Origin of the sequence: Pleomorphomonas diazotrophica, assembly GCF_002844595.1 — a bacterium.
Classification (GTDB): Bacteria; Pseudomonadota; Alphaproteobacteria; order Rhizobiales; family Pleomorphomonadaceae; genus Pleomorphomonas; species Pleomorphomonas diazotrophica.
Window position 1 is genome coordinate 60,102 of sequence record NZ_PJNW01000006.1, and the last position, 24,096, is coordinate 84,197.

The 24,096-nt window shown below is 66.7% G+C and carries 21 protein-coding genes, 1 tRNA gene and 1 riboswitch; of the genes, 9 read left to right on the forward strand and 13 right to left on the reverse strand.

Annotated features, from left to right (window positions below; all coding sequences use genetic code 11):
• Nucleotides 1-3: 3 nt before the first annotated feature.
• The 5 genes from tolR to ruvB all read right to left on the reverse strand — a co-directional run bounded on the left by tolR (nt 4) and on the right by ruvB (nt 3,427).
• Nucleotides 4-474 carry a protein TolR gene (gene tolR, locus CXZ10_RS10245; RefSeq protein WP_101289067.1) on the reverse strand — a complete coding sequence of 157 codons (471 nt, stop codon included), beginning with the start codon at nt 472-474 and terminating at the stop codon, nt 4-6.
• 3 nt (nt 475-477) lie between these two features.
• On the reverse strand, nt 478-1,191 hold the full coding sequence (gene tolQ, locus CXZ10_RS10250; RefSeq protein ID WP_101289068.1) for a protein TolQ: 714 nt from the start codon (nt 1,189-1,191) through the stop codon (nt 478-480).
• Between the two features lie 259 nt (nt 1,192-1,450).
• The gene (locus tag CXZ10_RS10255; RefSeq protein WP_101289069.1) at nt 1,451-1,861 is read right to left on the reverse strand and encodes a YbgC/FadM family acyl-CoA thioesterase; all 411 of its coding nucleotides are present in this window, start codon (nt 1,859-1,861) and stop codon (nt 1,451-1,453) included.
• Nucleotides 1,858-2,379, reverse strand: coding sequence for a cysteine hydrolase family protein (locus CXZ10_RS10260; protein WP_101289070.1), 522 nt, complete (start codon nt 2,377-2,379; stop codon nt 1,858-1,860). Before CXZ10_RS10260 ends, CXZ10_RS10255 begins: the two co-directional genes overlap by 4 nt.
• Before the next feature lies 1 nt (nt 2,380).
• Complete coding sequence (ruvB, locus tag CXZ10_RS10265) at nt 2,381-3,427, reverse strand: Holliday junction branch migration DNA helicase RuvB (RefSeq protein ID WP_101289071.1); 1,047 nt, start codon at nt 3,425-3,427, stop codon at nt 2,381-2,383.
• A 337-nt stretch (nt 3,428-3,764) separates the two neighbouring features.
• Here ruvB and CXZ10_RS10270 point away from each other — a divergent pair, with 337 nt between their 5' ends.
• On the forward strand, nt 3,765-4,505 hold the full coding sequence (locus CXZ10_RS10270) for a DUF2927 domain-containing protein (RefSeq protein WP_101289072.1): 741 nt from the start codon (nt 3,765-3,767) through the stop codon (nt 4,503-4,505).
• A gap of 15 nt (nt 4,506-4,520) precedes the next feature.
• On the opposite strand, the gene CXZ10_RS10275 is transcribed toward CXZ10_RS10270, so the two are convergent.
• The gene (locus CXZ10_RS10275) at nt 4,521-5,189 is read right to left on the reverse strand and encodes a hypothetical protein (RefSeq protein WP_101289073.1); all 669 of its coding nucleotides are present in this window, start codon (nt 5,187-5,189) and stop codon (nt 4,521-4,523) included.
• Nucleotides 5,190-5,549: 360 nt separating this feature from the next.
• Here CXZ10_RS10275 and CXZ10_RS10280 point away from each other — a divergent pair, with 360 nt between their 5' ends.
• Nucleotides 5,550-6,230: a metallophosphoesterase gene (locus tag CXZ10_RS10280; RefSeq protein ID WP_244617270.1), complete on the forward strand. Its 681-nt coding sequence runs from the start codon at nt 5,550-5,552 to the stop codon at nt 6,228-6,230.
• A gap of 89 nt (nt 6,231-6,319) precedes the next feature.
• Here CXZ10_RS10280 and mepK read toward each other — a convergent pair whose 3' ends face one another.
• The 3 genes from mepK to CXZ10_RS10300 all read right to left on the reverse strand — a co-directional run bounded on the left by mepK (nt 6,320) and on the right by CXZ10_RS10300 (nt 11,864).
• A complete protein-coding gene (gene mepK, locus CXZ10_RS10285) occupies nt 6,320-8,014 on the reverse strand; it encodes a peptidoglycan L,D-endopeptidase MepK (protein WP_101289075.1) in 1,695 nt (564 codons plus the stop codon).
• Nucleotides 8,015-8,320: 306 nt separating this feature from the next.
• Entirely contained in the window at nt 8,321-10,204 is a 1,884-nt protein-coding gene (locus CXZ10_RS10290) for a L,D-transpeptidase family protein (protein ID WP_149744482.1), read from the reverse strand.
• Nucleotides 10,205-10,313: 109 nt separating this feature from the next.
• Nucleotides 10,314-11,864, reverse strand: a complete 1,551-nt coding sequence (locus CXZ10_RS10300; protein WP_101289078.1) for a sigma-54-dependent transcriptional regulator — start codon at nt 11,862-11,864, stop codon at nt 10,314-10,316.
• 181 nt (nt 11,865-12,045) lie between these two features.
• On the opposite strand from CXZ10_RS10300, the gene CXZ10_RS10305 reads away from it, so the two are divergent.
• From CXZ10_RS10305 to CXZ10_RS10320, 4 genes are all read left to right on the forward strand, one after another.
• Nucleotides 12,046-13,899, forward strand: coding sequence for a M3 family oligoendopeptidase (locus CXZ10_RS10305; RefSeq protein WP_101289079.1), 1,854 nt, complete (start codon nt 12,046-12,048; stop codon nt 13,897-13,899).
• A gap of 277 nt (nt 13,900-14,176) precedes the next feature.
• Nucleotides 14,177-15,310 (forward strand): Re/Si-specific NAD(P)(+) transhydrogenase subunit alpha, encoded by a 1,134-nt coding sequence (locus tag CXZ10_RS10310; RefSeq protein ID WP_101289080.1) that lies wholly within the window; start codon nt 14,177-14,179, stop codon nt 15,308-15,310.
• A 15-nt stretch (nt 15,311-15,325) separates the two neighbouring features.
• Entirely contained in the window at nt 15,326-15,805 is a 480-nt protein-coding gene (locus tag CXZ10_RS10315; protein ID WP_101289081.1) for a proton-translocating transhydrogenase family protein, read from the forward strand.
• A gap of 10 nt (nt 15,806-15,815) precedes the next feature.
• Nucleotides 15,816-17,210: an NAD(P)(+) transhydrogenase (Re/Si-specific) subunit beta gene (locus CXZ10_RS10320; RefSeq protein WP_101289082.1), complete on the forward strand. Its 1,395-nt coding sequence runs from the start codon at nt 15,816-15,818 to the stop codon at nt 17,208-17,210.
• Nucleotides 17,211-17,276: 66 nt separating this feature from the next.
• Here the strand turns inward: CXZ10_RS10320 and CXZ10_RS10325 are convergent, their stop codons facing one another.
• Together CXZ10_RS10325 and mntR are read right to left on the reverse strand one after the other, a co-directional pair.
• Complete coding sequence (locus CXZ10_RS10325; RefSeq protein WP_180335943.1) at nt 17,277-18,665, reverse strand: MATE family efflux transporter; 1,389 nt, start codon at nt 18,663-18,665, stop codon at nt 17,277-17,279.
• 178 nt (nt 18,666-18,843) lie between these two features.
• A complete protein-coding gene (gene mntR / locus CXZ10_RS10330) occupies nt 18,844-19,290 on the reverse strand; it encodes a manganese-binding transcriptional regulator MntR (protein ID WP_101289084.1) in 447 nt (148 codons plus the stop codon).
• Between the two features lie 217 nt (nt 19,291-19,507).
• On the opposite strand from mntR, the gene CXZ10_RS10335 reads away from it, so the two are divergent.
• Together CXZ10_RS10335 and CXZ10_RS10340 are read left to right on the forward strand one after the other, a co-directional pair.
• Entirely contained in the window at nt 19,508-20,833 is a 1,326-nt protein-coding gene (locus CXZ10_RS10335) for an Nramp family divalent metal transporter (protein WP_101289085.1), read from the forward strand.
• 251 nt (nt 20,834-21,084) lie between these two features.
• Nucleotides 21,085-21,696 (forward strand): peroxiredoxin-like family protein, encoded by a 612-nt coding sequence (locus CXZ10_RS10340; protein WP_101289086.1) that lies wholly within the window; start codon nt 21,085-21,087, stop codon nt 21,694-21,696.
• Nucleotides 21,697-21,774: 78 nt separating this feature from the next.
• Here CXZ10_RS10340 and CXZ10_RS10345 read toward each other — a convergent pair whose 3' ends face one another.
• Together CXZ10_RS10345 and CXZ10_RS10350 are read right to left on the reverse strand one after the other, a co-directional pair.
• Nucleotides 21,775-22,710, reverse strand: a complete 936-nt coding sequence (locus CXZ10_RS10345; RefSeq protein WP_101289087.1) for an ABC transporter substrate-binding protein — start codon at nt 22,708-22,710, stop codon at nt 21,775-21,777.
• Between the two features lie 20 nt (nt 22,711-22,730).
• Nucleotides 22,731-23,516 carry an ABC transporter permease gene (locus CXZ10_RS10350; RefSeq protein ID WP_244617269.1) on the reverse strand — a complete coding sequence of 262 codons (786 nt, stop codon included), beginning with the start codon at nt 23,514-23,516 and terminating at the stop codon, nt 22,731-22,733.
• 92 nt (nt 23,517-23,608) lie between these two features.
• A riboswitch (TPP riboswitch) is annotated at nt 23,609-23,723 on the reverse strand.
• Nucleotides 23,724-23,966: 243 nt separating this feature from the next.
• Here CXZ10_RS10350 and CXZ10_RS10355 point away from each other — a divergent pair.
• Nucleotides 23,967-24,042, forward strand: a tRNA-Glu gene (locus CXZ10_RS10355).
• Nucleotides 24,043-24,096 lie beyond the last annotated feature (54 nt).

Sequence of the window (24,096 nt, forward strand, 5' to 3'; positions counted from 1 at the left end):
GTATCAGTTGGACGGCGCCGCAGCCGTCCCCTGTTCCTCTTGCGTGATGAGACCGATCTTCTTGAAGCCGGCCGCCGAAATGCGGGACATGACGCGCATCACCGTGCCGTAGTCGGCGGTTCTGTCGCCGCGCACGTAGATGCGCTCCTCGACGCCGTTCTTGGCGACGGCCATCAACTTGGGAACCAGTTCCTCGTAGCTGATCTCGCTGTCCTGGATGAACACCTTGCCGGCGGCGTCGACCGAGATGTTGATCGGGTCGGTCTGGCCTTCCATCGGTTTGGCGGCCGTCTCGGGCAAGTCGATCGGCACGCCGACGGTAAGCAAGGGCGCCGCGACCATGAAGATGATGAGCAGCACCAGCATGACGTCGACCATCGGCGTCACGTTGATTTCGCTCATCACGCCGCGGGCATGGCGCCGCCTGCGGCGACGGCTACCCGCGGGAGAGCCCCCTGCGACACCCATGCCCATCGGTCAGCTCCTGTCGTCGATCTGGCGCGACAGGATGGCGGCGAACTCGTCGGCGAAGCCATCCATGCGCGAGCCGAGCTTGGCGGCGTCGGCGGAGAGTTTGTTGTAGGCGAGCACCGCCGGAATGGCGGCGGCAAGGCCCATGGCGGTGGCGAGCAACGCCTCGGAGATCGCCGGCGCCACCACGACCAGGCTGGTGTTCTTTGAGGTGGCGATGGCCTGGAAGGAACTCATGATGCCCCAGACGGTGCCGAACAGGCCGATGAACGGGCCGGCCGAGCCGACGGTGGCCAGGAAGATGAGACGGGCTTCCAGGCGCTCCATCTCGCGGGAAATGGTGACGTCGATCACCTTGCCGATACGGTCGGTGATGCCCTGGAAGGACACGCGCCCGGCCTCATGGCTGCGCTTCCATTCGCGCATGGCGGCGACGAAAATGGCGGCAAGTCCCTCGTTGGACCGGGAGGTGAGCGAACGGTAGAGCTCCTCGAGCGACTGGCCGGACCAGAAGACCTTCTCGAAGTGGTCCATCGAGCGGCGGGCGCGGTTGTAGGCGACGATCTTGTCGACGATGATCGCCCAGCACCAAACAGATGCGGCGAGAAGGCCGAGCATCACCGCCTTGACGACAAAACTCGCCTGCCAGAACAATGCCCAGATGGACACCTCGACGGCCGGTGCTGCGAGCGCGTTCTGGGTCAGTTCGACCGGATTCATGGTGTCTTCCGTTGTCCTCAGGATGTAGCGGCGATCTCTTGGCGCCAAGTCGCGTCGGCCGGGGCAGGCTGTGGCGGCATGCGTCGATGCCTGAACTTCCACATGCCGCCCAAATTTGGCGAAAACGGGACTTGACGGTCAGGAAAACCGAGGAGTTACGCCCCTCTGCCGCCGGGACGGGTTCCGCCGCCGACGGCGCCGGGGTCCCGTTCCTGTCATCCTATGGTATGGTTAAGGAAGGCTTACCGAAGGCCCGGTTTCAACGCGCGCCGTCGATCAGGGCCGCCATGGCCGGCGGCAGGCGGCGCGGCCGTCCGTTGCCGCCGGTCGCCACCACCTCGACCTCGGCCGAAGCGATGAGGTCGTCCCCGCGCAGGAGGCGCTGGGCGACCGTGAAGCGCGGGCTCGAAATGGCGCCGATCTCCGTCTCCACCGTCAGGAGATCGTCGAGAAAGCCGGGCTTCCTGTATTCGATGGCGAAGCGACGGACGACGAACAGCAGGGCGCCGGGATCGGTGCGGTCGGCGGTCAGGCTCTGGCTGATGCCGAGGTCGCGCAGGAACTCGGTGCGGCCGCGCTCGAAGAAGCGCATGTGGCTGCCGTGGTAGAGGATGCCGCCGGCATCGGTATCCTCGAAATAGACGCGGACGGCGAGGCGATGGACGGTCAAAACACGATGTCCCCGGCAGGAAGAACCGAAACCGGCCTGTCGAAGCGCGACCACACCCACGTGTGATGACGCACCACATCGGCGGCCGGCAGATGCGGCCGGTCCGATGTGGTATGGCCGTCGGCGATCACCGTGGTGGCAATGCCGCGCGAGGCGGCGGCGCGAACCGTCGTGTCGACGCAGAAGTCGGAGGCGTAGCCGCCGACCACAATGGCGTCGACGCCGAGCCGCTGAAGCGTGGCGGCGAGCTCGGTGTCGCGGAAGCCGTCGCAGAAGGTCTTGGCGACGACCGTGTCGCCGGGCTTGGGCGCCAGCGACGGGTGAAACTCCCAGCCGGGCGTGCCGCGCTCCCACTCGCAATCCGCTTCCTCATGCTGGATGAAGATCACGGGTATGCCAGAGGCGCGCGCCTCGGCCGCCTTGCGGTCGAGCAGCGCGGCCACCTCGTCGATCCGGTAGGCGCGCGGCTCGTCGAAGAGGTTGGCCTGAACGTCGATGATGACCAGGGCACGGCTCATCTCACTCTTCCTCCCCGCCGGAAAACAGCGTGAACTGGGCCTCCTCGGAGGTCTTGGGCACGGCGAGACCCAGATGGCGGAAGGCGTGCGGGGTCAACAGGCGGCCGCGCGGCGTGCGCTGCACGAAGCCCTTCTGGATGAGATAGGGCTCGACGATGTCTTCGATGGCGTCGCGCGGTTCGGCGATGGCCGCCGCGATGGTTTCGATGCCGACAGGCCCGCCGTTGAAGCTCAGGGCGATGGTGTTGAGGTAGCGCAGGTCGAGCGCGTCGAGGCCGATGGGGTCGACGTCGAGCCGGGTCAGCGCCCGGTCGGCGATTTCGGCGGTGATCGCATCGGCGCCGGCGACGATGGCGAAATCGCGGACGCGGCGCAGCAGGCGTCCGGCGATGCGCGGCGTGCCGCGCGAGCGCTTGGCGATTTCGCTGGCGCCGTCGTCGGCGATGCCGATGCCGAAAATGCGGGCACCGCGCCGGACGATCTGCTCCAACTCCTCGGTGGTGTAGAACTCGAGGCGGATGGGAATGCCGAAGCGGTCGCGGAGCGGTGTGGTCAGCAGGCCGAGGCGCGTGGTGGCGCCGACCAGCGTGAACTTGGCAAGATCGATGCGGACCGAACGGGCGGCCGGTCCCTCGCCGATGATCAGATCGAGCTGGTAGTCCTCCATGGCCGGATAGAGGATTTCCTCCACCGCCGGGCTCATGCGGTGGATCTCGTCGATGAACAGGACGTCGCGTTCCTCAAGATTGGTGAGGAGGGCGGCGAGGTCGCCGGCCTTGGCGATCACCGGGCCGGAGGTGGCGCGGAAGTTGACGCCGAGCTCGCGGGAAACGATCTGCGCCAGCGTGGTCTTGCCGAGGCCGGGCGGACCGACGAACAGCACGTGGTCGAGGGCTTCCTTGCGGGCCTTGGCGGCATCGATGAACACCTGGAGGTTGGCGCGCGCCGACGCCTGGCCGACGAATTCGGAAAGCGCTCCCGGCCGGATCGACTGCTCGAAATCCTCGGCGCGCTTGTCGCCCGAGACGAGACGGCTTTCTTCGCTCATTGTGGTCCGATCGTCTCCGGCGGCCCTGGTTGTTCGGCTTCGACAGCCTATCCGCCCGAAACGCCCTTGGGCGATTGGCGGGCAGAATCGTCGAGCCGAATCGGCGCGCGGCGCCGGTTGTTCGCCTTTCGTTTTGCACGAAAGGCGCTGCGTTGCCAAGCAGCAGCCGGGGCCGTCGGCCAGAAACGGCGCATGGGCTGTCAATGCGCCTATTTGTTGACTGTCAATGATCACAAAAGCATCACGCCACCGTGATCGACCGCATTGACCCCAGATAATCTCTGGTTAATTCTTGTCCTGGGTTCGAGGCGTTCCATCCCCCGGCGGCGAGGTGGTCATGGCGGCTTTCAGGACGATTTTCGGGTTGATGCTGCTTGCAGTCGCACTTGCGACGGTCGGTGATCTTCTTTCCACTCCGGTGCGGGCCGAAAGCATCGTCGGTTTTTCCGACGATGAACTGATGGATGGTTTCCAGAAGACGGTGTTTGGCGTCGAGTATGGCAGCGCGTCGGCTGGCGGCGCCGTCAAGAAGTTCAACGGCGCCGTGCGCGTCCGTGTCGTCAACCTTGCCGACAAGGACCGGCAGCGCGAGATCGCCGGTTTCGTGACGCGCCTGCCCCGCCTCGTGCGTGGGCTCGACATCCGCATGGCGGCGCCGACGGAGAACCCCAATTTCACGATTTACGTGGTCGACCGCGCCGATTATGTCGATACCGTTCGTACCGACGTGCTCGGCTCGACACATGGTGCCGTGCCGGGACAGTGTCTGGTGCGCGTCTATCCGGGCTCGCTCGGCATCGTCCGGTCCACGGCTGTGATCGTCTCCGACGAGGGCGATGGCCTGTTCCGCCGCTGCATGGTCGAAGAGATCCTCCAAGGCCTCGGCCCGATGAACGACAATGCAGCGCTCTATGCCTCGGTGTTCAACGACCGCTCGCGACACAGCCGCCTCATGCCCTTCGACCGGGCCCTGGTGTCGATGCTGTACGACCGGCGCATCCGGCCGGGCATGACGCGCTCGGAGGTCGATACGCTGCTGCCGCGCGTGCTCGCCGATGTCAGGCGGTCGGTGCGATAAGTTCGCGCCGTACTGTCACTGCATGCTGCGTTGCACCTTGCTCAGGAAATTCCGTTGTTCCTTCGGCGCTCGCTTCTCAACGGCCGCGGCGATCTGATCACGGCGGCCGGGCGTTGCGACGTAGATCTGCGCCAGCGCGTCGCGCCCTTTGTAACTCGCAGCCAGCGTCTCGATGTCGCCGCTGATAACGGTAGCAAGTGCTTCTGATATGTCGGGCATGGTTTCGATCATTTGCACGCGGTCGACTGCGAGGGAGTACTGCCAGGGGCCGTAAGCGCGGCTGCGCTCAAGCGCATGCACGACGGCGTCGCGCTTGTCGGGCAGGGTGGCCGCGAACTGGGCGAGGGTCAGCCACAGGCGAGCGTTGCCCGGCGCTGCCTCAACCAGTGAACGGGCGCGCTCGTAGCAGGCCTCGTTGAGGCGGGGCCGATCCTCGGCGGTGATCGGCGGCGTGGTCAGCCCGAAGGCCAGTGTACGGCAGTCATACTCGAAGACGCCGAGCGCCCGCTTGCTGGAGAGGTTGGACACGTCCGGATCGGCCGCCACCGCCTGCAGCCGATCGATGGAACTGCCGGCCGTGCTGAGGAAGGGTGTCGATTCGATGCTCATCCCGTAGAGGCCGAGGCAAAGCAGTCCGGCCGAGAACACGCCGATCAAGGGTGCGGAGAGCTTCAGCGATATCATGACCAACTTCCCCAATGTCGGACGCCGAGGCGCGGATCGGGCCCAAGCGGCGCTTTGACCGTCATGACGGCTTCTCTACCCCGGACGGGCTTAACCGTCTCGCGAAAATCGCCGGCAAGCGGCAAAAAACCGCTGGACCTTTTTGAGGGTAGACCGGATAAATACTTAAAGACAAGAGGCCTTGGCGGGTCTTGCCGCCGACCGACGCGCCTTTCCGGCGGGCCATCCAGTTGTTCCCTCCGTTTGGAGCCTTCTCTATTGCTGACATCGGTTCGATCATTTTTTGGTCTTGGCACGAAGTCTGAGCCAGTTCCGGCCATCGGTGGTCGCAGACGCATCGAGTTCGATCCCGAGGACACCGTGGTCTACGCGATCGGCGACGTCCACGGTTGCTTTGCGGAACTGAAGGCGGCCGAGCAGCGGATCATCGAGGATGCCGCGCACATACAAGTGTCGCGCCGCATCATTCTCTGCCTTGGCGATCTCGTCGATCGGGGACCGCGGTCGGCCGACGTGCTCGATCACCTGACCGGCCCGCCTCCCGGCGGCTTCGAGCGCCTGTCGCTGTGCGGCAACCACGACGAGACCTTCCTGTCGTTCGTCGACGACCCCCAGGCGAACATGGGCTGGCTGGAGTTCGGCGGCGAGCAGACGCTGGAGTCCTACGGCATCGATCTGACGCGCATCGCGCGGCATCGCGGCGGTCTTCGCGACATCGTCCGTGCGACGGTGCCGGAGGCGCATGTCGCCTTCCTCAAGCAGCTTCCAGTGTCGGTCCGCTTCGGCAGCGCATTGTTCGTCCATGCCGGCGTTCGTCCCGGCGTACCGCTCGAGGAGCAGGACGAAGACGACTTCATGTGGATCCGCGAGCCCTTCGTCAGCCAGCCGCACGGCTTGGGGCTTACCGTGGTACACGGGCATACGCCCGCCAACGAGCCGGTTTTTGCGCCGGGGCGTATCGGCATCGACACCGGAGCCTTTGCCACCGGCCGCCTTACCGTGCTGCGGGTGTTCGAGAGCGAGGCGACCGTCATTCATTGAAGGCGGTCGCGAGACTGACACCTACGCCTGGGCATCAAACGAAAACGCCGGCCAAGAGGCCGGCGTTTCGCGTGTGGAGTCGCGCGGTATCAGCGCATGGCCAACTGGCGCGACGTGAAGTCGATGACCTCGGTCGGCGCCGTCACGGTGCCGGCGAAGCGGGTCGAGATAAGCGCACCATAGGGCTGGGCCGAGAAAGTGGCATTCACCACCCGGGCCGGAGCCTCGAACAGCGTCGCGATGTGCAACTGGTCGGGGTGGGTCAGCGTCCGGAACCGGCCCCAGTAGACGGACTGGCCGCCGTCGAGAAGCGACGGGCCGTCCTCGGAGGCAACCTCCGGCAGCTCGATATTGCCGAACATGTCGCTCTTGCCGCCATCGATCACCGGTCGGGCGAGTTCGGGCACGGGAGCTGTGGCGGCCGGCTTGCGAGGCGCCGGCACGAGGGAGGCGGTCTGCACCGGCTGGCGCGCCGCCGGCAACGCCGGCTCGGCGGCAGGCGGCGCGAAGGAAAGGGCAGACGCAGGCGGCGCCTGATCCTGGGCCACCTCGGCGAGCGCGAGCTGGGCGGCGATGGCGTCCTCGCGGCTGGCTGCCACTGGCACCGGCATTTCCACGGGCGCCGGCGGCTTCACCGGCGGCAGCATCATCGGCGCGTCGAGCATGGCCAGCTCGGTGGCGGCGGTCGCGATCTCCGAGGGCTTGGCCTGCGGCAACGGAACGTTGTCCATGGCCAGACGGTCGGCGGCGGTGAGCTGCGGCGCGGCTGTCGGCTCGAGGCCGGCCGGCAGCGTCGCCTCGGCGAGGCTGGTTATGCGCCGTTCGGGCGCGGCGGGTGGCGTGAAGGCGGCGGTGAGCACAGGCGCGGCGGGCGCCACGGCCGGCGAAATCGTGCGCGGAACGGCCGGAGCGGGCTTGGCGGCAACGGTCGGGGCCTCATCCTCGGCACCAGCCGCACCGATCTCCTCGGCGCTGTCTTCCTCGTCGTTGGAGAACAGCATGGCGAGCAGGCCGCCACCCTTGCCGGACTTGCCGGGCGTCGGCGCGGCCGCAGAGGCCATGGCCACGGGCGCTGCGCCCTTCTCGCGCTGCAACTCGGCGAGCGCCTGGCTATAGCCGGGCAGCGGCTTGCCATCGGCGGGAATGTGGGCGGTCTTGCCGTCGGGGAACAGGCCGACGAGCTGCGTGCGGCTGAGGCGCGGCCAGGCGCGAACGGAGCCGACGTCGATGTGAACGAAGGGGCTGTTGGCGGACGGATACCAGCCGACGCCGCCATTCTGCATCTGCACGGCAATCATGCGCAGCTTGTTCACCGACACGTCGGGGATGTTCATGTCCATCGCCTTGCCCAGCGTGTGCTGGCTGTGCTTGGCAACGGCCGACGAGCGGGACCTCAGCATGTTGTTGGTGGCGAGCGACCGATAGCCGCAGACCACCTGGATCGGCTGGCGCGAGCCGGATTTCTGGTACAGCTCCCACACGGTATCGAACAGGCGCGGGTCCATGCGTGTCGCCTCATTGCGGCGCCAGTCGCGCAGGAACCGGTTGAGCTCGGCCAGCGCCGAGGGAATGTAGCGACCGTCCTTCTTGAAGACGATGGTCAGCCGCTCCTTGGTGTGCATGTTGTAGAGGTCGAGGGTGCGGCTGTCGGCGGCCTTCGCTGCGGAAGCGAAGAGCGCGAGCGCTGCCGCGGTGCCGATGAAAGCGCCGAGCGCCGTACGACCAGCTGCAAGGGCTAAGCGGGAAGAAGTGGTCGTTGCGCCGAAAGCCTTGGCTGCTTTCATCGAAGCGATTCCTCTCCCTGATGATGTGTTCACTGTCCGGGTTTTCACGCGTCTTTGTCCGCTTGCTCTCGTCTCCAGCCAGGTTTGATTATTGGCGGAGAGAATTAAGCAACGGTTTACCGTAAGCCATTGAAGGCGGGCTTAGGCTCCGATGGTCGGAAACATCCCCTGGAATTCACGGCGCGTACAATACCTGCGACCGGCCCAAAGGCCAAGTGGGTAGTTTAAGGCATGTGGAAACGCCAAAAGGCCTGCTCTGCCAAGGGCAAAGCAGGCTTTGGATTGGATTGCTCCATCCTTGGCAGATCAGACCTGCGACATGCCCAGCGCCTTCTTGATGGCCTGGACATGGCCGTAGATGTCGTCGCGAAGCTGCAACTTGCCGGCCTCGTCGACGAAGGCCGTGAAGTAGGCGAGATGCACCTTGAGATGGGTGGAGATGTCCACGCGCCGCTCGGCACCGCCGAACATGGCCCGCAGCTTCGGCACCGTCCATTCCGGATCGCCCTGCAGAACCGCGTCCGCAAAGGCCATCGGGTCATCGACGCGCACGCAGCCGTGGCTGAAAGCCCGGACGTCGCGGTTGAACAGGCTCCTGAGCGGCGTGTCGTGCAGGTAGACGGCATGCTTGTTGGGGAACATGAACTTGATGTTGCCCAGCGCGTTGGCTTCACCGGGAACCTGACGAATGCCGACCGCTTTCACGGCGTTCTCGTCCCAGATGACGCGGGTCGGGTCGATGAGCTGGCCGTCCCAGGTCACCTCATAGCCGTGGCGGGCGAAGTAACCGGCCGGATCGGCCTGGATCGCCGGCAGCATTTCCTTGATCTTGATCGATTCGGGAACGTGCCAGTAGGGGTTGACCACCAGATACTGCATCTCGCCGGAGAATACCGGCGTCTGGTTGGCGGTCTTGCCGACCACGACGCGGGCCTCGTGCACCTGCTGGCCGTTGCGGACCACGCGCACCTTGAACTCGGGGATGTTGACGAAGACGTAGTCCTGGCTGAGGTCGCGCGGCATCCAGCGCCACATTTCCATGTTGGCGATGATTTCGCCTTCGACGTCGCGATGGGCGCCGTTGAGGACGGCCAACGTGCGGGCGCCGACCACGCCATCGGCTGTCAGGCCATTCTCCTTCTGGAAGGCCTCGACGGCAGCGACCAGCGCGTCGTCGTAGAGCGCCGGCTCGATGCCCTCGGCCGGCGCGGCAAGGCCGAGCCGCTTGCGCAGGGCGGGCACGCCATCATCGCTCATGCCGGGTTTCAGCGACTTCACGAGCGCCACCGGCTCCGGTGCCGGCTCGGCGCTGTCCTTGGTGGCGCGCACCTCGGCCAGCATGGCCTTGAGACGCCGGAACCCGTCGGTCGACGGGTTGAAGCCTTCGAGAGCCGCCGCGACGTCGATGGCGTCGGCGACGGTGGCAAGCGCCGTGTCGGCCGCGATGCGCTCGGGCGTGCGGGTGATGTCCTTGGAAATCGACCGGGGCGCAACGCGGCCGCCGGACGCCTGCTCGGCGAAGGTCGCCACCGCCATGGACACGCGGAGGTCGGCGTTGGCCACGAGTTCGGTGGTGTCCGCCGAAAGCTCAGCCTCGGGTAGGGCGTAGTCGACGGGATTGAGGCCGTCTTCCACGGCGTCGGCGAGACGGGCGATCACGGCCTTGGCCTTGGCCGAGTAATGGTCGCCCTCGACCCAGAGCGGCTGGTTGCCCCGGGCGGCATAGACCTTGGCGACGGCGTCGGCCCGGCGGCGGGCGTCGCCGGTCGCCGAGGCCACGACCTTGGCGATCTCGGCGACGATCGCCTGATCAAGCGGCATGGCAGGCGGCGCCGTGGCAACCGCGGGCGCCGGCTCGGTGGCGGGCGTCACGGCCGGCGTAGCGGTTTCCGTTGCGGGTGCGGCCGGCTCGACGGCGGACGGGGTTGCGGCCGGGGCGGCGGTGGTCGCGGTCGCCGGTGGGGTGACCGCCGGAGCGGCCGGCGTGGTGGTCCCGGGTGTCGGTGCGCTCGTATTGGCGGGCGGCAGAGCCTTGCTCTCGACGGCGCCCGGCGTCGCGGTGTTCGTGGTCTTGGCGCCCAGCGGGTCGAAACCGGTCTCGGCGAAGGCCGGCACGGCGACGAGGCCGATCACGGCGGTGGAGAGAAGAAACCGGGACAGCGAGGAGATCATCACGTTCACCACGTCCATTCCTGCTAGGCCTTCGGCCGGACAAGAAGTGTCATAGAAGTTTGTTTGGCGGTTCGGCGACCTGTCGACAAGGCCGATACATCGCCAAAGGTCGATTACGGACTTCTTGTTACTCGGCGGCCACACCTGCGTCGTCGTCATCGCCGTCGGCGAGGCCGTATTCCTTAAGTTTGCGGTAGAGTGTCGAGCGTCCGATGCCCAGCCGGCGCGCCACCTCGGCCATGCGACCGCCGTAATGGTCGATGGCGAGGCGGATCATTTCCTCCTCGATGGCGACGAGGGCGCGGACATGGCCGTCGTCGGCCAGCGAGCGCAGGAAGCCGAAGGGCGCCGGGTCGTTGCCGGCGCCGGAACTGACGGCGACGCCGATCAGCCCGTCCTCGGTCGCGACCGGGGGAAGGGTGCTTTCGATGATCACCGGCTCGGCCGGCGGGGGCGCGTCGTTTCCCTCGACGCGACGGATGGCCGAGACGTGCCCGGTCTGGGCGGCGATCTGCGGGAACTCGTCGACGGTCAGCTCGCCACCATCGCAGAGGATGACGGCGCGGAAGACGGCATTCTCCAGCTGACGGATGTTGCCCGGCCAGTTGAAGGCGCTGAGCATGGCGACGGCGTCCGGGCGGATGCCGGTGATGCGGCGCTTGCCCTCCTCGGCCGCGAAGCGGGAGACGAAATGCTCGACCAGGAGGGGAATGTCTTCCCGGCGGTCGCGCAGCGGCGGCACGAAGATCGGGTAGACGTTGAGCCGGTAGTAGAGATCCTCGCGGAAGCGGCCTTCCTTGACCATGTCGAGGAGACGCCGGTTGGTGGCCGAGATCAGGCGGAAGTCGACCTTCTGCGACCGGCGGGCACCGACCGGCTCGATCTCGCCCTCCTGAATGGCGCGCAGGAGCTGCACCTGCACGTCGAGCGGCAACTCGCCCACCTCGTCGAGGAACAGCGTGCCGGTGTGTGCCTCCTGGAACTTGCCGGTATGGCGGTCGACGGCACCGGTGAAGGCGCCCTTCTCGTGGCCGAACAGCGTCGACTGGACAAGGTTCTCGGGGATGGCGCCGCAGTTGACGGTGACGAAGGGCTTGGTCCGGCGGTCGGAGGCACCCTGGATGGCGCGGGCGACCAGTTCCTTGCCGACGCCGCTCTCGCCCTCGATCAGGATGGGAATTCCGGAGGTGGCGGCCCGCTCGCCGAGGCGCAGCACGCGGGCCATCTCCGGGCTCTTGGTGATGATGTCGCGAAAGCCGAGGCCGCTTTGTGCCGGCCGGCGGGCGCGGCGGATCTCGCCCTCGAGGGCGCTGATCTTCAGCGCATTCTGGATCGAAACGGCGAGCCGCTCATGGTTGACCGGCTTGACGATGAAGTCGAAGGCGCCGGCCCGCATGGCGCCGACCACCGTGTCGATGGAGCCGCGCGAGGTCTGAACGATCACCGGCAGGGTCTCGCCGGCCTTGGCGAGGCGTTCGAGCACCGCCATGCCGTCGAGGTCGGGCATGACGAGGTCGAGGATCATCAGCTGGAAATCGCCGCGCGCGGCGGCCAGCGTCGCGAGGCCCGCCTCGCCGCCGTCGGCGGTGACCGCCTCGTGGCCGAAGCGCTTGACGGCCTCCTCCAGGAGGCGGCGCTGGATCGGATCGTCGTCGACGATCAGGATGCGAGCGGCCATGCGTTAGTCCGTCCTTCCGCGTCTGTGCCAATTCGGGGCACTGTGCCGGGCGAAGGGTTAAGGGAAGGTTAGGCCCCGGCGATCGGTCACGCCTTTTTCACCGACATTTCCGTTGATCCCCGACGCCCGCAGCACGTAGTCTTGCGCATGGCGCCCTGCGCCGAACTGGAGTTGCCGTTCGATGAGCCGTTCCCGCCTGCCTCTCCCCGCCTTCCATCCCGCTGACGCCGGCGCCGCTGCCGAGACGCTGCCGGAATGGGATCTTTCGGCGCTTTACGCCTCACCCGACGATCCGGCGATCGAGCGCGATATCGACGCGGCGGCCAAGGCCGCGAGTGATCTCGCGGGGCGGGCGAAGGGAAAACTCGAGGCGCTTCTGAAGGGGCCTGAGGGGGCTGCCGCCTTCGCCGCGCTGATCGCCGACTATGAAAAGCTGCAGGACCTCCTGGGCAAGGTGATGTCCTACGCCGGCCTTCTCTATTCGGGCGACACCACCGATCCCCAGCGCATGAAGTTCTATGGCGACGTGCAGGAGAAGATCACCGCCATCTCCTCGGGTCTCCTGTTCTTCGAGCTGGAAATCAACCGGATCGACGACGGCCTGATCGAGGCCGGCTTCGCCGACCCGGCGCTGGCCCATTACCGGCCCTGGCTCACCGACATCCGCCTCGACAAGCCCTATCAGCTCGAGGACCGGGTGGAGGAGCTGTTCCACGAGAAGTCGATCACCGCCTATTCGGCCTGGAACCGCCTGTTCGACGAGACCATCGCCGGGCTGCGCTTCCCGGTGGACGGCGAGGAGCTCGCCATCGAGCCGACGCTGCATCTCCTCCAGGAGGCGGATCCGGCGAAGCGAAAGGCGGCGGCCGAGGCGCTGGGCAAGGTGTTCGGCGACAACATCGGCATCTTCGCGCGCATCACCAACACGCTGGCGAAGGATAAGGAAATCTCCGACCGCTGGCGCGGCTTCAAGGACATCGCCGATTCCCGTCACCTCGCCAACCGCGTCGAGCGCGAGGTGGTCGACGCGCTGGTCGAGGCGGTGCAGGCCGCCTACCCGCGCCTCAGCCACCGCTACTACCAGCTCAAGGCGCGCTGGATGGGCGGCGAGACCATGCCCTACTGGGATCGCAACGCGCCGCTGCCCGGTGCCGTCACCCGGCAGGTGCCCTGGGTGGAAGCCAAGGCGACGGTGCTCGACGCCTATGGCCGCTTCTCGCCCAGGATGGCCGACATCGCCCGTCGCTTCTTCGACGAGCAGTGGATCGACGCGCCGGTGCGGCCGGGCAAGTCGCCGGGCGCCTTCGCCCATCCGACGGTGCCGTCCGCGCATCCTTACGTGCTGCTCAACTATCTCGGCCGTACGCGCGACGTGATGACGCTCGCCCATGAGCTCGGCCACGGCGTGCATCAGGTGCTGGCAGGCCGGCAGGGCGCGCTGATGGCGCCGACGCCGCTGACACTGGCCGAGACGGCCTCGGTGTTCGGCGAGATGCTGACCTTCCAGTCGCTCTTGCGCAGCGCGGCGACACCGGCCGAAAAGCGGACGCTGCTCGCCTCCAAGATCGAGGACATGCTCAACACGGTGGTGCGGCAGATCGCCTTCTACTCCTTCGAGCGCAAGGTGCACGCCGCCCGCCGCGAGGGCGAACTCACCGCCGACCGCATCAACGAGGCATGGCTCTCCGTGCAGGGTGAAAGCCTCGGGCCGGCCATCACCTTCGGGCCGGGCTACGAAACCTTCTGGGCCTATATCCCGCACTTCATCCACTCGCCCTTCTATGTCTATGCCTATGCCTTCGGCGATTGTCTGGTGAACTCGCTCTATGCCGTGTTCGAGACGGCCGAGGCCGGCTTCCAGGACAAGTATTTCGCCATGCTGGAGGCGGGCGGCACCAAGCACCACAAGGAACTCCTGCAGCCCTTCGGTCTCGACGCCAGCGATCCGGCCTTCTGGCAGATGGGCCTGTCGGTCATCGAGCGGATGATCGGCGAGCTCGAAGCGCTCGATGCGGAGATCGCCCGGCAGCGCTGATGGGACCGCCCATCGTTGATAAGTATTAGCGCGCAAAATCGAGAACCCGCCGGCTGTCCGGCGGGTTTTCCCTTTTCGGCCAAATACCTAAGGCGGAAAACGTAGGCTTTCTGTTGGCGGGAGATGCTTTTCGGCGCTCGAAGGTTACGTTGCATTACGCAAGCAAAAGGCTCTAGGAGTTTTTCCGGAGGTCTGGCCGGCCTCGGCTCGTCTTCCGGGGAGGGAAGGAGGGCGTTCTCTCGGTGCCGGCATATGTGAGACACCCTGGAGAAGCTCAATGAAGATTGCGGTGTTGAAAGAACCCGATCCCGAGGAGGGGCGCGTCGCCATCACGCCCGAGACGGCCAAGCGCTTCATCGCCCTAGGCGCCACGGTTGTCGTGGAAGCCGGTGCCGGACTGCGTTCGCTCATCCTGGACTTCGACTACACGATGGTCGGCGCTGTGGTGGCTGAAAGTATTGCGGACGCGGTACGTGACGCCGACGTGCTGCTGACGGTACGACGTCCGTCTCAGGACGTGCTGTCGCAGCTCAAGACGGGTGCGCTCGCCGTTGCCATGATGGATCCCTATGGCGACGATGCCGCCGTCAAGGCGATGGCCGGCACCGGCGTCACCGCTTTCGCCATGGAGTTCATGCCGCGCATCACCCGCGCCCAGGTGATGGACGTCCTGTCGAGCCAAGCCAACCTCGCCGGCTATCAGGCGGTCATCGACGCTTCTTCCGAATATGGCCGGGCCATTCCCATGATGATGACCGCGGCCGGCACCGTGCCGGCGGCGCGCGTCTTCGTGATGGGCGCCGGCGTCGCCGGTCTGCAGGCCATCGCCACCGCCCGCCGGCTCGGCGCCGTGGTGACGGCGACCGACGTACGCCCCGCCGCCAAGGAACAGGTGGAAAGCCTCGGCGCCAAGTTCGTCGCCGTGGAGGACGAGGAGTTCAAGCAGGCCGAAACGGCGGCGGGCTACGCCAAGCCGATGTCGGCCGAATATCAGGCCAAGCAGGCGGCGCTGGTCGCCGAGCACATCAAGAAGCAGGACATCGTCATCACCACCGCGCTGATCCCCGGCCGGCCGGCGCCGCGCCTCGTCTCGGCCGACATGGTGAAGTCCATGAAGCCCGGTTCGGTGCTGGTCGACCTCGCCGTCGAGCGCGGCGGCAATGTCGAAGGCGCCAAGCTTGGTGAGATCGTGACGACGCCGGAAGGCATCCGCATCGTCGGTCACCGCAACGTGCCCGGCCGCATCGCCGCCACCGCCTCCCAGCTCTATGCCAAGAACCTCTTCGCCTTCGTCGAGACGCTGATCGACAAGACGGCGAAGGTTCTGGCCGTCAACTGGGACGACGAACTCGTCAAGGCGACCGCGCTGACGCGCGACGGCGCCGTCATCCATCCCGCCTTCCTGAACTGACGCGGAGACCGTCCGATGTCCTCTACGCTCACGGCCGAACAGGCCCTAGAACAGGCGCGGCTGGCCGCGCGCGCTGCCGCCGAGGCGGCCCGCGCCGCCGAAGCCGCCGCCAACGCCGCCGCCGATGCCGTTGCTTCCGGTCAGGCGGGCGCCACCGCCGACGCGGCGGCCGCCGCCGCCCACGCCCTTTCGGGCGGGGTGATCGACCCCTTCGTGTTCCGTCTCTCGATCTTCGTCCTGGCGATCTTCGTCGGCTATTTCGTGGTGTGGTCGGTGACCCCGGCGCTCCACACGCCGCTAATGGCGGTGACCAACGCCATCTCCTCGGTGATCATCGTCGGCGCGCTCTTGGCCGTCGGCGTCGAGTTCCTGGCGCCCGGCACCGGCGTGTCGCGCGGCTTCGGCTTCGTCGCCGTCGTCCTGGCATCGGTGAACATCTTCGGTGGCTTCCTGGTCACCAGCCGCATGCTCGCCATGTACAAGAAGAAGCACTGAGGACACGGACATGACAGCCAATCTTTCCGCCGTCCTCTATCTCGTCTCCGGCGCCCTGTTCATCCTGGCGCTCAGGGGACTGTCCAGCCCGGTGACGGCCCGGCGCGGCAACCTCCTGGGCATGCTCGGCATGGCGATCGCCATCGGCACGACGCTCGCCTCGATCAAGCCGTCCTTCGGCGCCTATGCGCTGATCGTCGTCGGTCTCGCCATCGGTGGCGCCGTCGGCGCCTATATCGCCCGCAAGATCGCCATGACGGCCATGCCGCAGCTGGTCGCCGCCTTCCACAGCCTCGTCGGCCTCGCCGCCGTGCTGGTGGCCGCTGCCGCGCTCTACGCGCCGGAGGCCTTCGGCATCGGCCTGCCCGGCGCGATCCACGGACAGGCGCTGGTCGAGATGAGCCTCGGCGTCGCCATCGGCGCCATCACCTTCACCGGTTCGGTGATCGCCTTCCTCAAGCTCGACGGCCGGATGAGCGGCAAGCCGATCATCCTGCCCTTCCGTCACATCGTCAACGCGGCGCTGGCCGCGCTGCTGGTCGTGCTGGTGGTGGTGCTGGTCAACACGGAAAGCCATTTCGTGTTCTGGCTGATCGTGCTGGTGTCGCTGGCCTTCGGCGGCCTGATCATCATCCCGATCGGCGGCGCCGACATGCCCGTCGTCGTCTCCATGCTGAACAGCTACTCGGGCTGGGCGGCGGCCGGCATCGGCTTCACGCTGGGCAACACGGCGCTGATCATCACCGGCGCGCTGGTCGGCTCGTCGGGCGCCATACTCAGCTACATCATGTGCAAGGGCATGAACCGCTCGTTCATCTCCGTCATCCTGGGCGGTTTCGGCGGCGAGACGGCGGCGGCCGGCGGCGCGGTGGAGCAGCGGCCGGTCAAGCAGGGTTCGGCCGAGGACGCCGCCTTCATCATGAAGAACGCCTCCAAGGTGATCATCGTCCCCGGCTACGGCATGGCGGTGGCCCAGGCCCAGCACGCGCTGCGCGAGATGGCCGACAAGCTGAAGGCGGAGGGCGTCGAAGTGAAATATGCCATCCACCCGGTGGCCGGCCGCATGCCCGGCCACATGAACGTGCTGCTCGCCGAGGCGTCGGTGCCCTATGACGAGGTGTTCGAGCTCGAGGACATCAACTCCGAGTTCGCCACCGCCGACGTCGCCTTCGTCATCGGCGCCAACGACGTCACCAACCCCGCAGCCAAGACCGACAAGACCTCGCCGATCTTCGGCATGCCGATCCTCGACGTCGAGAAGGCCGGCACGGTGCTGTTCGTCAAGCGCGGCATGGGCTCGGGCTATGCCGGCGTCGAGAACGAGCTGTTCTTCCGCGACAACACCATGATGTTGTTCGCCGACGCCAAGAAGATGGTGGAGACCATCGTCAAGAACCTCGAATGAGGTTTGGGGCAGGCTGAAAACAATAGGGCCGTCGCGACGAACGCGGCGGCCCTTTTCATTGCGGGGTCAGGCTTGGTGGCGGTGGAAGATGCCCCAGGCGAGATGATGGCGCCGGGCATTCCAGAGGAGCAGGACGGCCACCACGCCGAGCATCACCACGTCGCCGACCGGGTAGGCGATCCAGATGCCGAACTCGCCGAAGACCATCGGCAGGAGCGCCAGCAGCGGCAGGCCGATGACATAGGTGCGGACGAGGTTGAGGATGGCCGCGCTGCCGGCCATGCCCAGCGCCTGATAGTAGCCGCCGAGGACCATCAGCGGCGCCGACAGCACATAGGTGACGGTGGTGATCGGCATGATGCGCGCCACCTCGCCGATCACCTGGTAGTCGCTGACGAACAGGCCGCCGAGCGGCATCGCCAGGAAGACGAACATGACCTCGAAGACGGCGGCATAGACCAGGGCGACGCCGAAGGCGATCTTCAGTGTCGTCTTCACCCGATCATGCAGCCCGGCGCCGAAATTGTTGCCGGCGATCGACTGGCAGGCCATCGTGACGCCGAGCAGCGGCAGGAAGGCGAAGGTCATGACGCGGGTGAACACGCCATAGGCGGCCACCGTGGCGGCCGGGTCTGCGGTCGGCCAGAGCTGGATGTCGGCGATGATCAGGCCGCTCGATAGGCTGATGCCGAGCAGGCCGAGCGACGGCGGCCCGCCGAGCGCCAGCATTTCCTTCCAGTTGGCGAGGAAGGAGCCGGTGCCATGGGCGTAGAGCGGCAGCCGCGTGCGGCCGGTGAGGCGCAGGTAGAGCACGGCGGCGATCGCCACCACCTGCGCCAGCACGGTGCCGGCGGCCGAGCCGACGACACCGAGGCCGAAGGGGCCGATCAGGATGTAGTTGAAGAGGATGTTCAGCAGCGTCACGGCGATGGCGACGGCGGCCATCGTCCCCACCTTGCCCTCCGAGCGCAACGCGTCGCCCTGGATCGCCAGGAAGAAGCTGAAGGGCGAGAACACCACCATGATGGCGGTGAACTGAAGGCCCATGCGGGCGAGTTCCGGATCGCCTTCCGACAGGGCGCGCGTCAGCGGCCCGCCGGTGAAGAACAGCGCCAGGATCAACAGGCCGCAGACGATCAGGGCGAGGAGATTGGCGGCGTTGAGCGTGCCCTCGGCGGCGCGGATGTCGCCGGCGCCGATCTGGCGGCCGACGATGGACGCCATGCCCGAGGACACCATGCTCTGCAGGGCGACGATCAGCATCATCACCGGGAACATCAGGGTGACGGCGGTGAGCGCCTTCGGCCCGGCAAGGCGGCCGAGCAGAAGGGCGTCGATCACGGTGTAGAGGCCGCTCACCGTCATGAACAGCACGATCGGCGCGGCGGTGCGCAGGAAGACGCGCGTGAGCGAGCCGTGGAGATAGGGATTATGCGCGTTGTCTTGTTCGGACATGACTTGCCCCCGGTACACTCCGGCAAACAGATGAGGGGCCCGCATTGCCGCACGTCGGAGTGGGAATGACCGATGGAGACAAGAAAACTGGCTTCACCAATGCTTTGCGCATGCGGGCGGCCGGTGCCAGGGACCGGGCGGGGGAGTAGAACCTCGCGGGATGGTTGTCAATACCGATTCAATCGCGGCCGTCGAGATAGGCCTCGAAAGCCTTCAGCGTCGTCTCGGAGACATAGTGCTCGATCCCCTCGGCATCCATCTCCGCCGCCTCGGGCGGTACGCCGACGGCGATCAGCAGGCGGACGACCAGGCGGTGGCGGGCCTTCACCGCTTTTGCCATGGCAACGCCTGCTTCGGTGAGGAACACACCGCGATAGGGCCGGGATATGGCGAGGCCCTCGCGCTTCAACCGGAGCACCGCCTTGTTGGCGGTGGGGTGGGTGACGCCGAGCCGGCGGGCGATATCGGTGATGCGCGCCTCGCCGAACTCCTCGGTGAGGTCGGCGATCAGCTCGGTGTAGTCCTCGAACAGGGCGGTCGAGCGGATGGCGCGGGCGTTGGTGAAGCGGTCGGCGTCGGTCGTCTCGGTGACGGCATCCTCGGGCGCAAGATCATCGCTCGACATGTCCTGGGTCCTGTTTCTGGCGCGGCGATTCCACCGCGTCCTGCTGACGCGGCACACTATGCAGCCATGGCTAAGATTTGCAATCGACTGTTCAGTTCCTGCTTTTAGCGGAACCGAAGGCGGACGGACAGATTTTATTGCAAGTCAGTCGCATCTGGCTTGACGGAAATGTAGCCGATGCTATATTTCAAAGCGTAGGAAACTTCTGGTGCCTCCCATGTCCGTTCTCTCCCAGTCCGCCCTCAGCGTTACCCCCTCCGGAATGACCGGCCGCACGTCGCTGGCCATCTCCGAAGCGCTGGCGGGACGGCTCAGGGGCCCACGGGCCATGCTGGCCTTCGTCGGTCCCGCGGTGATCGCCTCCATCGCCTACATGGACCCCGGCAACTACGCCACCAACATCGGGGCCGGCGCCGGCTATGGCTACGCGCTGATCTGGGTGGTGGTGATGGCCAACCTCGTCGCCATGCTGTTCCAGGCGCTGTCGGCCAAGCTCGGCATCGTCACCGGCCGCAACCTCGCCGAAATGAGCCGCGACCATTTCCCCTTCCCGGTGGTGATCTTCATGTGGATCGTCTCCGAGATCGCCGCCATGGCCACCGACCTTGCCGAATTCCTGGGCGGGGCGATCGGCCTGTCGCTCTTGTTCGGCACCTCGCTTCTCACCGGTATGGTGATCACCGCCCTCGTCACCTACGCGCTCCTGATGTTCGACCGCGGCGGTTACAGGCCGATGGAACTGATCATCGGCGGCCTCGTCGGCGTCATCGGCGTCAGCTACCTGATCGAGATGCTGATCGCTCCCATCGACTGGGCGGCGGCCGCCACCGGCGCCGTCACTCCGAGCCTGCCGGACGCCGGCGCGCTGACGCTGGCCGTCGGCATCATCGGTGCCACCGTCATGCCGCATGCCGTCTATCTCCACTCCGGCCTCACCCAGGGCCGGGCGCCGGTGCGCAACGAGGGCGAGCGCCGCAAGGTGCTGAAGTTCTCCAACATCGAGGTGGTGGCCGCGCTGGCCGTTGCCGGCCTCGTCAACATCGCCATGGTGATGATGGCCGCCTCGGCCTTCCACGCCGGCCACAGCGACGTCGCCGAGATCGAGACCGCCTACCACACCCTGACCCCGCTCTTGGGCGCCGCCGCCGCCGGCGTGTTCCTGGTGTCGCTGATCGCCTCCGGCATCTCCTCGTCGGTGGTGGGCACCATGGCCGGGCAGATGATCATGCAGGGCTTCGTCCGCATGGAGATCCCGGTGGTCATCCGCCGCCTCGTCACCATGATCCCGGCCTTCGCCGTGGTGGCTGCCGGCGTCAATGCCACCGACGCGCTGGTCATCAGCCAGGTGGTGCTGTCGCTGTCGTTGCCGGTGCCGATGATCGCCCTCGTGCTGCTCACCCGCCGGGCCGACATCATGGGCCCCTATGCCAACGGCCGGTTGACCGATGCCCTGGCGATCGCCGCCACCGTGGTGGTCCTGTCGCTCAACGCCGTGCTGGTGGCGGGTGCCTTGGGGATGGAAATCCCCGGCCTCACCGGCTGATCGGGGCCGAACGGGGGCTGCGGTTACGGGTATATGCCGATATCGCCCACGCTCCGGTTGTCAAAATCGGGTCGGATACGGCCGGAAGGGCTTCTTTCTACAAGACTTTCGGCTAGCTCCGCTAAACGTGATGGGGGACTTCTTAACCTGTGAACGCACAATAAGCAGATTAGGGGCGTTAAGAAGAGTGGCGATCTCCGCCATTCCTGTCGTATAAGTCTTGCGACGAGCCCTGCGAGTTTCGCGTTCCGATGAACATGCCCATCCGCCTCATGCCGAACCAGATGGTTCCCCAACTACGGGTGAAGACCGTTGGTGGTCCGTGCTGGCGGCTGTGCGACCAGAAGCCCCAGCATTTCACGCTGGTGCTGTTCTATCGTGGCCTGCATTGCGGCTTCTGCAAGGCGCAGCTCCAGGCCTATGAGGCGCGCTACGAGGAGTTCCGCAAGCTGGGCGTCCGCGTGCTCGCCGTTTCCGCCGACGACCGCGAGCGCGCCGAGCGGACGGTGCGCGACTGGCATCTCGACGAACTGACGGTGTGCTGGGGCCTGACCATCGATCAGGCCCGCGACTGGGGCCTCTATCTCAGCGAAGGGCGCGGCAAGGGCTTCGAGGGCGTCACCGAACCCAGCTGGTTCGTCGAGCCGGGCATGTTCTTCATCAAGCCCGACGGCCGACTTTATGCCGGCTTCGTCCAGACGGTACCGGTCGCCCAGCCGCGCATCGACGACGTGCTCGCCGGCATTCGCTTCGCCATCGAGACGGCCGCCGAGCCGCCGGGCGGCGCCGACGAGGAAGCCTGCCGTGGCGAGGGCTGCGGTTGCGCCGAGCCGGTCAAGCTTCACGCTGTCGGCGAGTGCTGACGCTGCTTTTCTCCGTCCTGTCCGTCCGATGAGGCGCCCGAAAGCTGGAAGCTTCCGGGCGATTTTGTTTGCCGGTGTTCAGCGCAGCTCCACCGCGTAATCCTCGACCGGCTTCACCGTCTTGATGAGGCCGGCATCCTTCATGAACTGAGAGAAGCGGGCGTAGCGGCCGGCATCGAGTGCGGCCGGCCGCTTGGCAAAACGCGGCAGCGTGTCGGCCCAGGCGCGGCGGTTGAGCTCGTCGTCGAGGTCGGGATAGGCCTTGACGAACAGCGCCCAGGCGTCGTCCGGGTGGTTGGTAAGGTAGATGGTCGCCTCCTCGACGGCGGCAAGGAACTGAGGCAGGCGCTTGTCGGGGACGAGTTCCTTGCGCGTCACGTAGATCAGCTCGTCATAGGCCGGCATGCCATTCTCTTCCGGATAGAAGGCGACGCCCTCATGACCCTCGATCTTCATCTGGTTGAGCTCGAAGTTGCGATAGCCGCCAACCACCGCGTCGACCTGGCCGGCGAGCAGCGACGCCGACAGGGCGAAGTTGACGTTGATCAGCTCGACGTCTTCGATGGTGAGGCCAGCCGTCTTCAGGAACTGGCCGAGCATGGCATCCTCGAAGCCGGACACCGAATAGCCGATCTTGCGGCCCTTGAGATCGGCCAGCGACTTGATCGGCCCGTCCTTCAGGGCGATCAGCGTGTTGAGCGGCGTCTCGATCAGCGTGCCGAAGCGGACGAGCGGCAGGCCGGCCTCGACGTCGAGGCTGAGGCTTGGCTGGTAATGCAGCGCCACGTCGGCCTGTCCGGCGGCGACGAGCCGCGGCGGCGCCGACGGATCGGCCGGAGCGACGAGGTCGACATCGAGGCCATGGGCGGCGAAGAGGCCCTTCTCCTTGGCGACGACCAGCGGCGCGTGGTCGGGATTGACGAACCATTCGAGCAGCACCGAGAGCTTCTCAGTGGCCGACGCCGGGGCGGCGGCGAGCATCAGGGCGGCGGCGAGGGCGGGCAGAAGGCGCATGGGTGATCCTTTCGGGCGGTTCAGTCTTTCTCGATCCAGGGAATGAGGCGGAGCGTCAGCCGGTCGACGGCAATCTTCAGGAGCAGGGTCGCTGCAGCCAGCACGCCGAGGGCGGCGAACAAGAGGGGCGTCTGCATGCGGGCGTTGGCCTGCACCATCAGAAGGCCGAGGCCGCGCGAGGCGCCGACCCACTCGCCGATCACCGCACCGATCGGCGCGTAGACGGCGGCGACGCGGATGCCGGTGACCAGCGCCGGCAAAGCGGCGGGCACGCGGATCAGCCTCAGCGTCCTGAGGCGGCCGGCGCCATTGAGACGGGCGAGGTCGAGGAAATGCGGCGGCGTACGGCGGAGGCCGTCGGCGAAGGCGGAGGCGACGGGGAAGAAGATCACCAGGGTGGTCATCACCACCTTGGAGGCGAGGCCGAAGCCGAACCACAGCACCAGGAGCGGCGCCAGCGCGAAGACCGGCAGCGCCTGGCTGACGACGAGCAGCGGCGACAAGAGCCGGCCGGCGAGCGGCGAGGCGGATACGGCAAAGCCGGCCAGAAGGCCGAAGGCAATGCCAGCGGCAAGGCCGAGCATGGTCTCCGCCAAGGTGACGCCGGCTTCCGTCAGAAGGCGCGGGCCATAGGCGCCATAGGCGGCGACCACATCGGCCGGCGACGGCAGCAGGAAGGAGGGGAGGGCGAGACCGGTCGCCGCCGCCTGCCAGAGCACGAGCACGGCGGCAAAGGAGACCAGCGCCTGGAGGGCGACGCCACGGCCCATGGCGAGCCCGCTGGCAAGCATCGTCTTCGGCTGCATCGTCATCCCCATCGCGCACGGCGCCCCGGAAGGGCGGATGGGCCTGCGGCGTGGGGGGAGACATGGCCGGATGTGTCGCGTGCGACGCGACCGAGGCCATGAGGTTCCGTCCCTTCGCCGGTATGACCCGGATCAGGTTCGAAGGGTTCGATCCGCCTCGCGGATCATCTCAGCCCTCCCGGATGGAGGACACCCCTCGGAACGGCGTCAGTTATGACCGTCCGGGGCGCCGATGTCCAGAGCGGGCGTGCAATGCGTCGTCGCAAGTGGAAAGCGGGCGCCCCGTAGGATGGCCTCGAGCGATCACAATGGGTCGCCGATCAGGGATTCCCACAGGGCTGAAAGGGCTTCCCGCCGCGCCCGGCAAAAGCCGAGCCGGAAAATGAAATTCCCCCTTGCGCTCCCGGAGGGGCTTCGCTATATCCGCCCCACGCTTTCAGAGCGTACCGCGCTCCCATCGTCTAGCGGTCTAGGACGTCGCCCTCTCACGGCGAAAACACCGGTTCGAGTCCGGTTGGGAGTGCCAATCAATTCCCCCAAGTTATCTCTCGACCTGCTGCCGCTGGGACTGGCCTCCAGC

Bases quoted from the DNA above. Each gene is read 5' to 3' on its own strand.
- tolR (WP_101289067.1), bottom strand. From the start codon at position 474: ATGGGCATGGGTGTCGCAGGGGGCTCTCCCGCGGGTAGCCGTCGCCGC.
- tolQ (WP_101289068.1), bottom strand. From the start codon at position 1,191: ATGAATCCGGTCGAACTGACCCAGAACGCGCTCGCAGCACCGGCCGTC.
- CXZ10_RS10260 (WP_101289070.1), bottom strand. From the start codon at position 2,379: ATGAGCCGTGCCCTGGTCATCATCGACGTTCAGGCCAACCTCTTCGAC.
- ruvB (WP_101289071.1), bottom strand. From the start codon at position 3,427: ATGAGCGAAGAAAGCCGTCTCGTCTCGGGCGACAAGCGCGCCGAGGAT.
- CXZ10_RS10270 (WP_101289072.1), top strand. From the start codon at position 3,765: ATGGCGGCTTTCAGGACGATTTTCGGGTTGATGCTGCTTGCAGTCGCA.
- CXZ10_RS10275 (WP_101289073.1), bottom strand. From the start codon at position 5,189: ATGATATCGCTGAAGCTCTCCGCACCCTTGATCGGCGTGTTCTCGGCC.
- mepK (WP_101289075.1), bottom strand. From the start codon at position 8,014: ATGAAAGCAGCCAAGGCTTTCGGCGCAACGACCACTTCTTCCCGCTTA.
- CXZ10_RS10290 (WP_149744482.1), bottom strand. From the start codon at position 10,204: ATGGACGTGGTGAACGTGATGATCTCCTCGCTGTCCCGGTTTCTTCTC.
- CXZ10_RS10300 (WP_101289078.1), bottom strand. From the start codon at position 11,864: ATGGCCGCTCGCATCCTGATCGTCGACGACGATCCGATCCAGCGCCGC.
- CXZ10_RS10305 (WP_101289079.1), top strand. From the start codon at position 12,046: ATGAGCCGTTCCCGCCTGCCTCTCCCCGCCTTCCATCCCGCTGACGCC.
- CXZ10_RS10310 (WP_101289080.1), top strand. From the start codon at position 14,177: ATGAAGATTGCGGTGTTGAAAGAACCCGATCCCGAGGAGGGGCGCGTC.
- CXZ10_RS10315 (WP_101289081.1), top strand. From the start codon at position 15,326: ATGTCCTCTACGCTCACGGCCGAACAGGCCCTAGAACAGGCGCGGCTG.
- CXZ10_RS10320 (WP_101289082.1), top strand. From the start codon at position 15,816: ATGACAGCCAATCTTTCCGCCGTCCTCTATCTCGTCTCCGGCGCCCTG.
- CXZ10_RS10325 (WP_180335943.1), bottom strand. From the start codon at position 18,665: ATGTCCGAACAAGACAACGCGCATAATCCCTATCTCCACGGCTCGCTC.
- mntR (WP_101289084.1), bottom strand. From the start codon at position 19,290: ATGTCGAGCGATGATCTTGCGCCCGAGGATGCCGTCACCGAGACGACC.
- CXZ10_RS10335 (WP_101289085.1), top strand. From the start codon at position 19,508: ATGTCCGTTCTCTCCCAGTCCGCCCTCAGCGTTACCCCCTCCGGAATG.
- CXZ10_RS10340 (WP_101289086.1), top strand. From the start codon at position 21,085: ATGAACATGCCCATCCGCCTCATGCCGAACCAGATGGTTCCCCAACTA.
- CXZ10_RS10345 (WP_101289087.1), bottom strand. From the start codon at position 22,710: ATGCGCCTTCTGCCCGCCCTCGCCGCCGCCCTGATGCTCGCCGCCGCC.
- CXZ10_RS10350 (WP_244617269.1), bottom strand. From the start codon at position 23,516: ATGCAGCCGAAGACGATGCTTGCCAGCGGGCTCGCCATGGGCCGTGGC.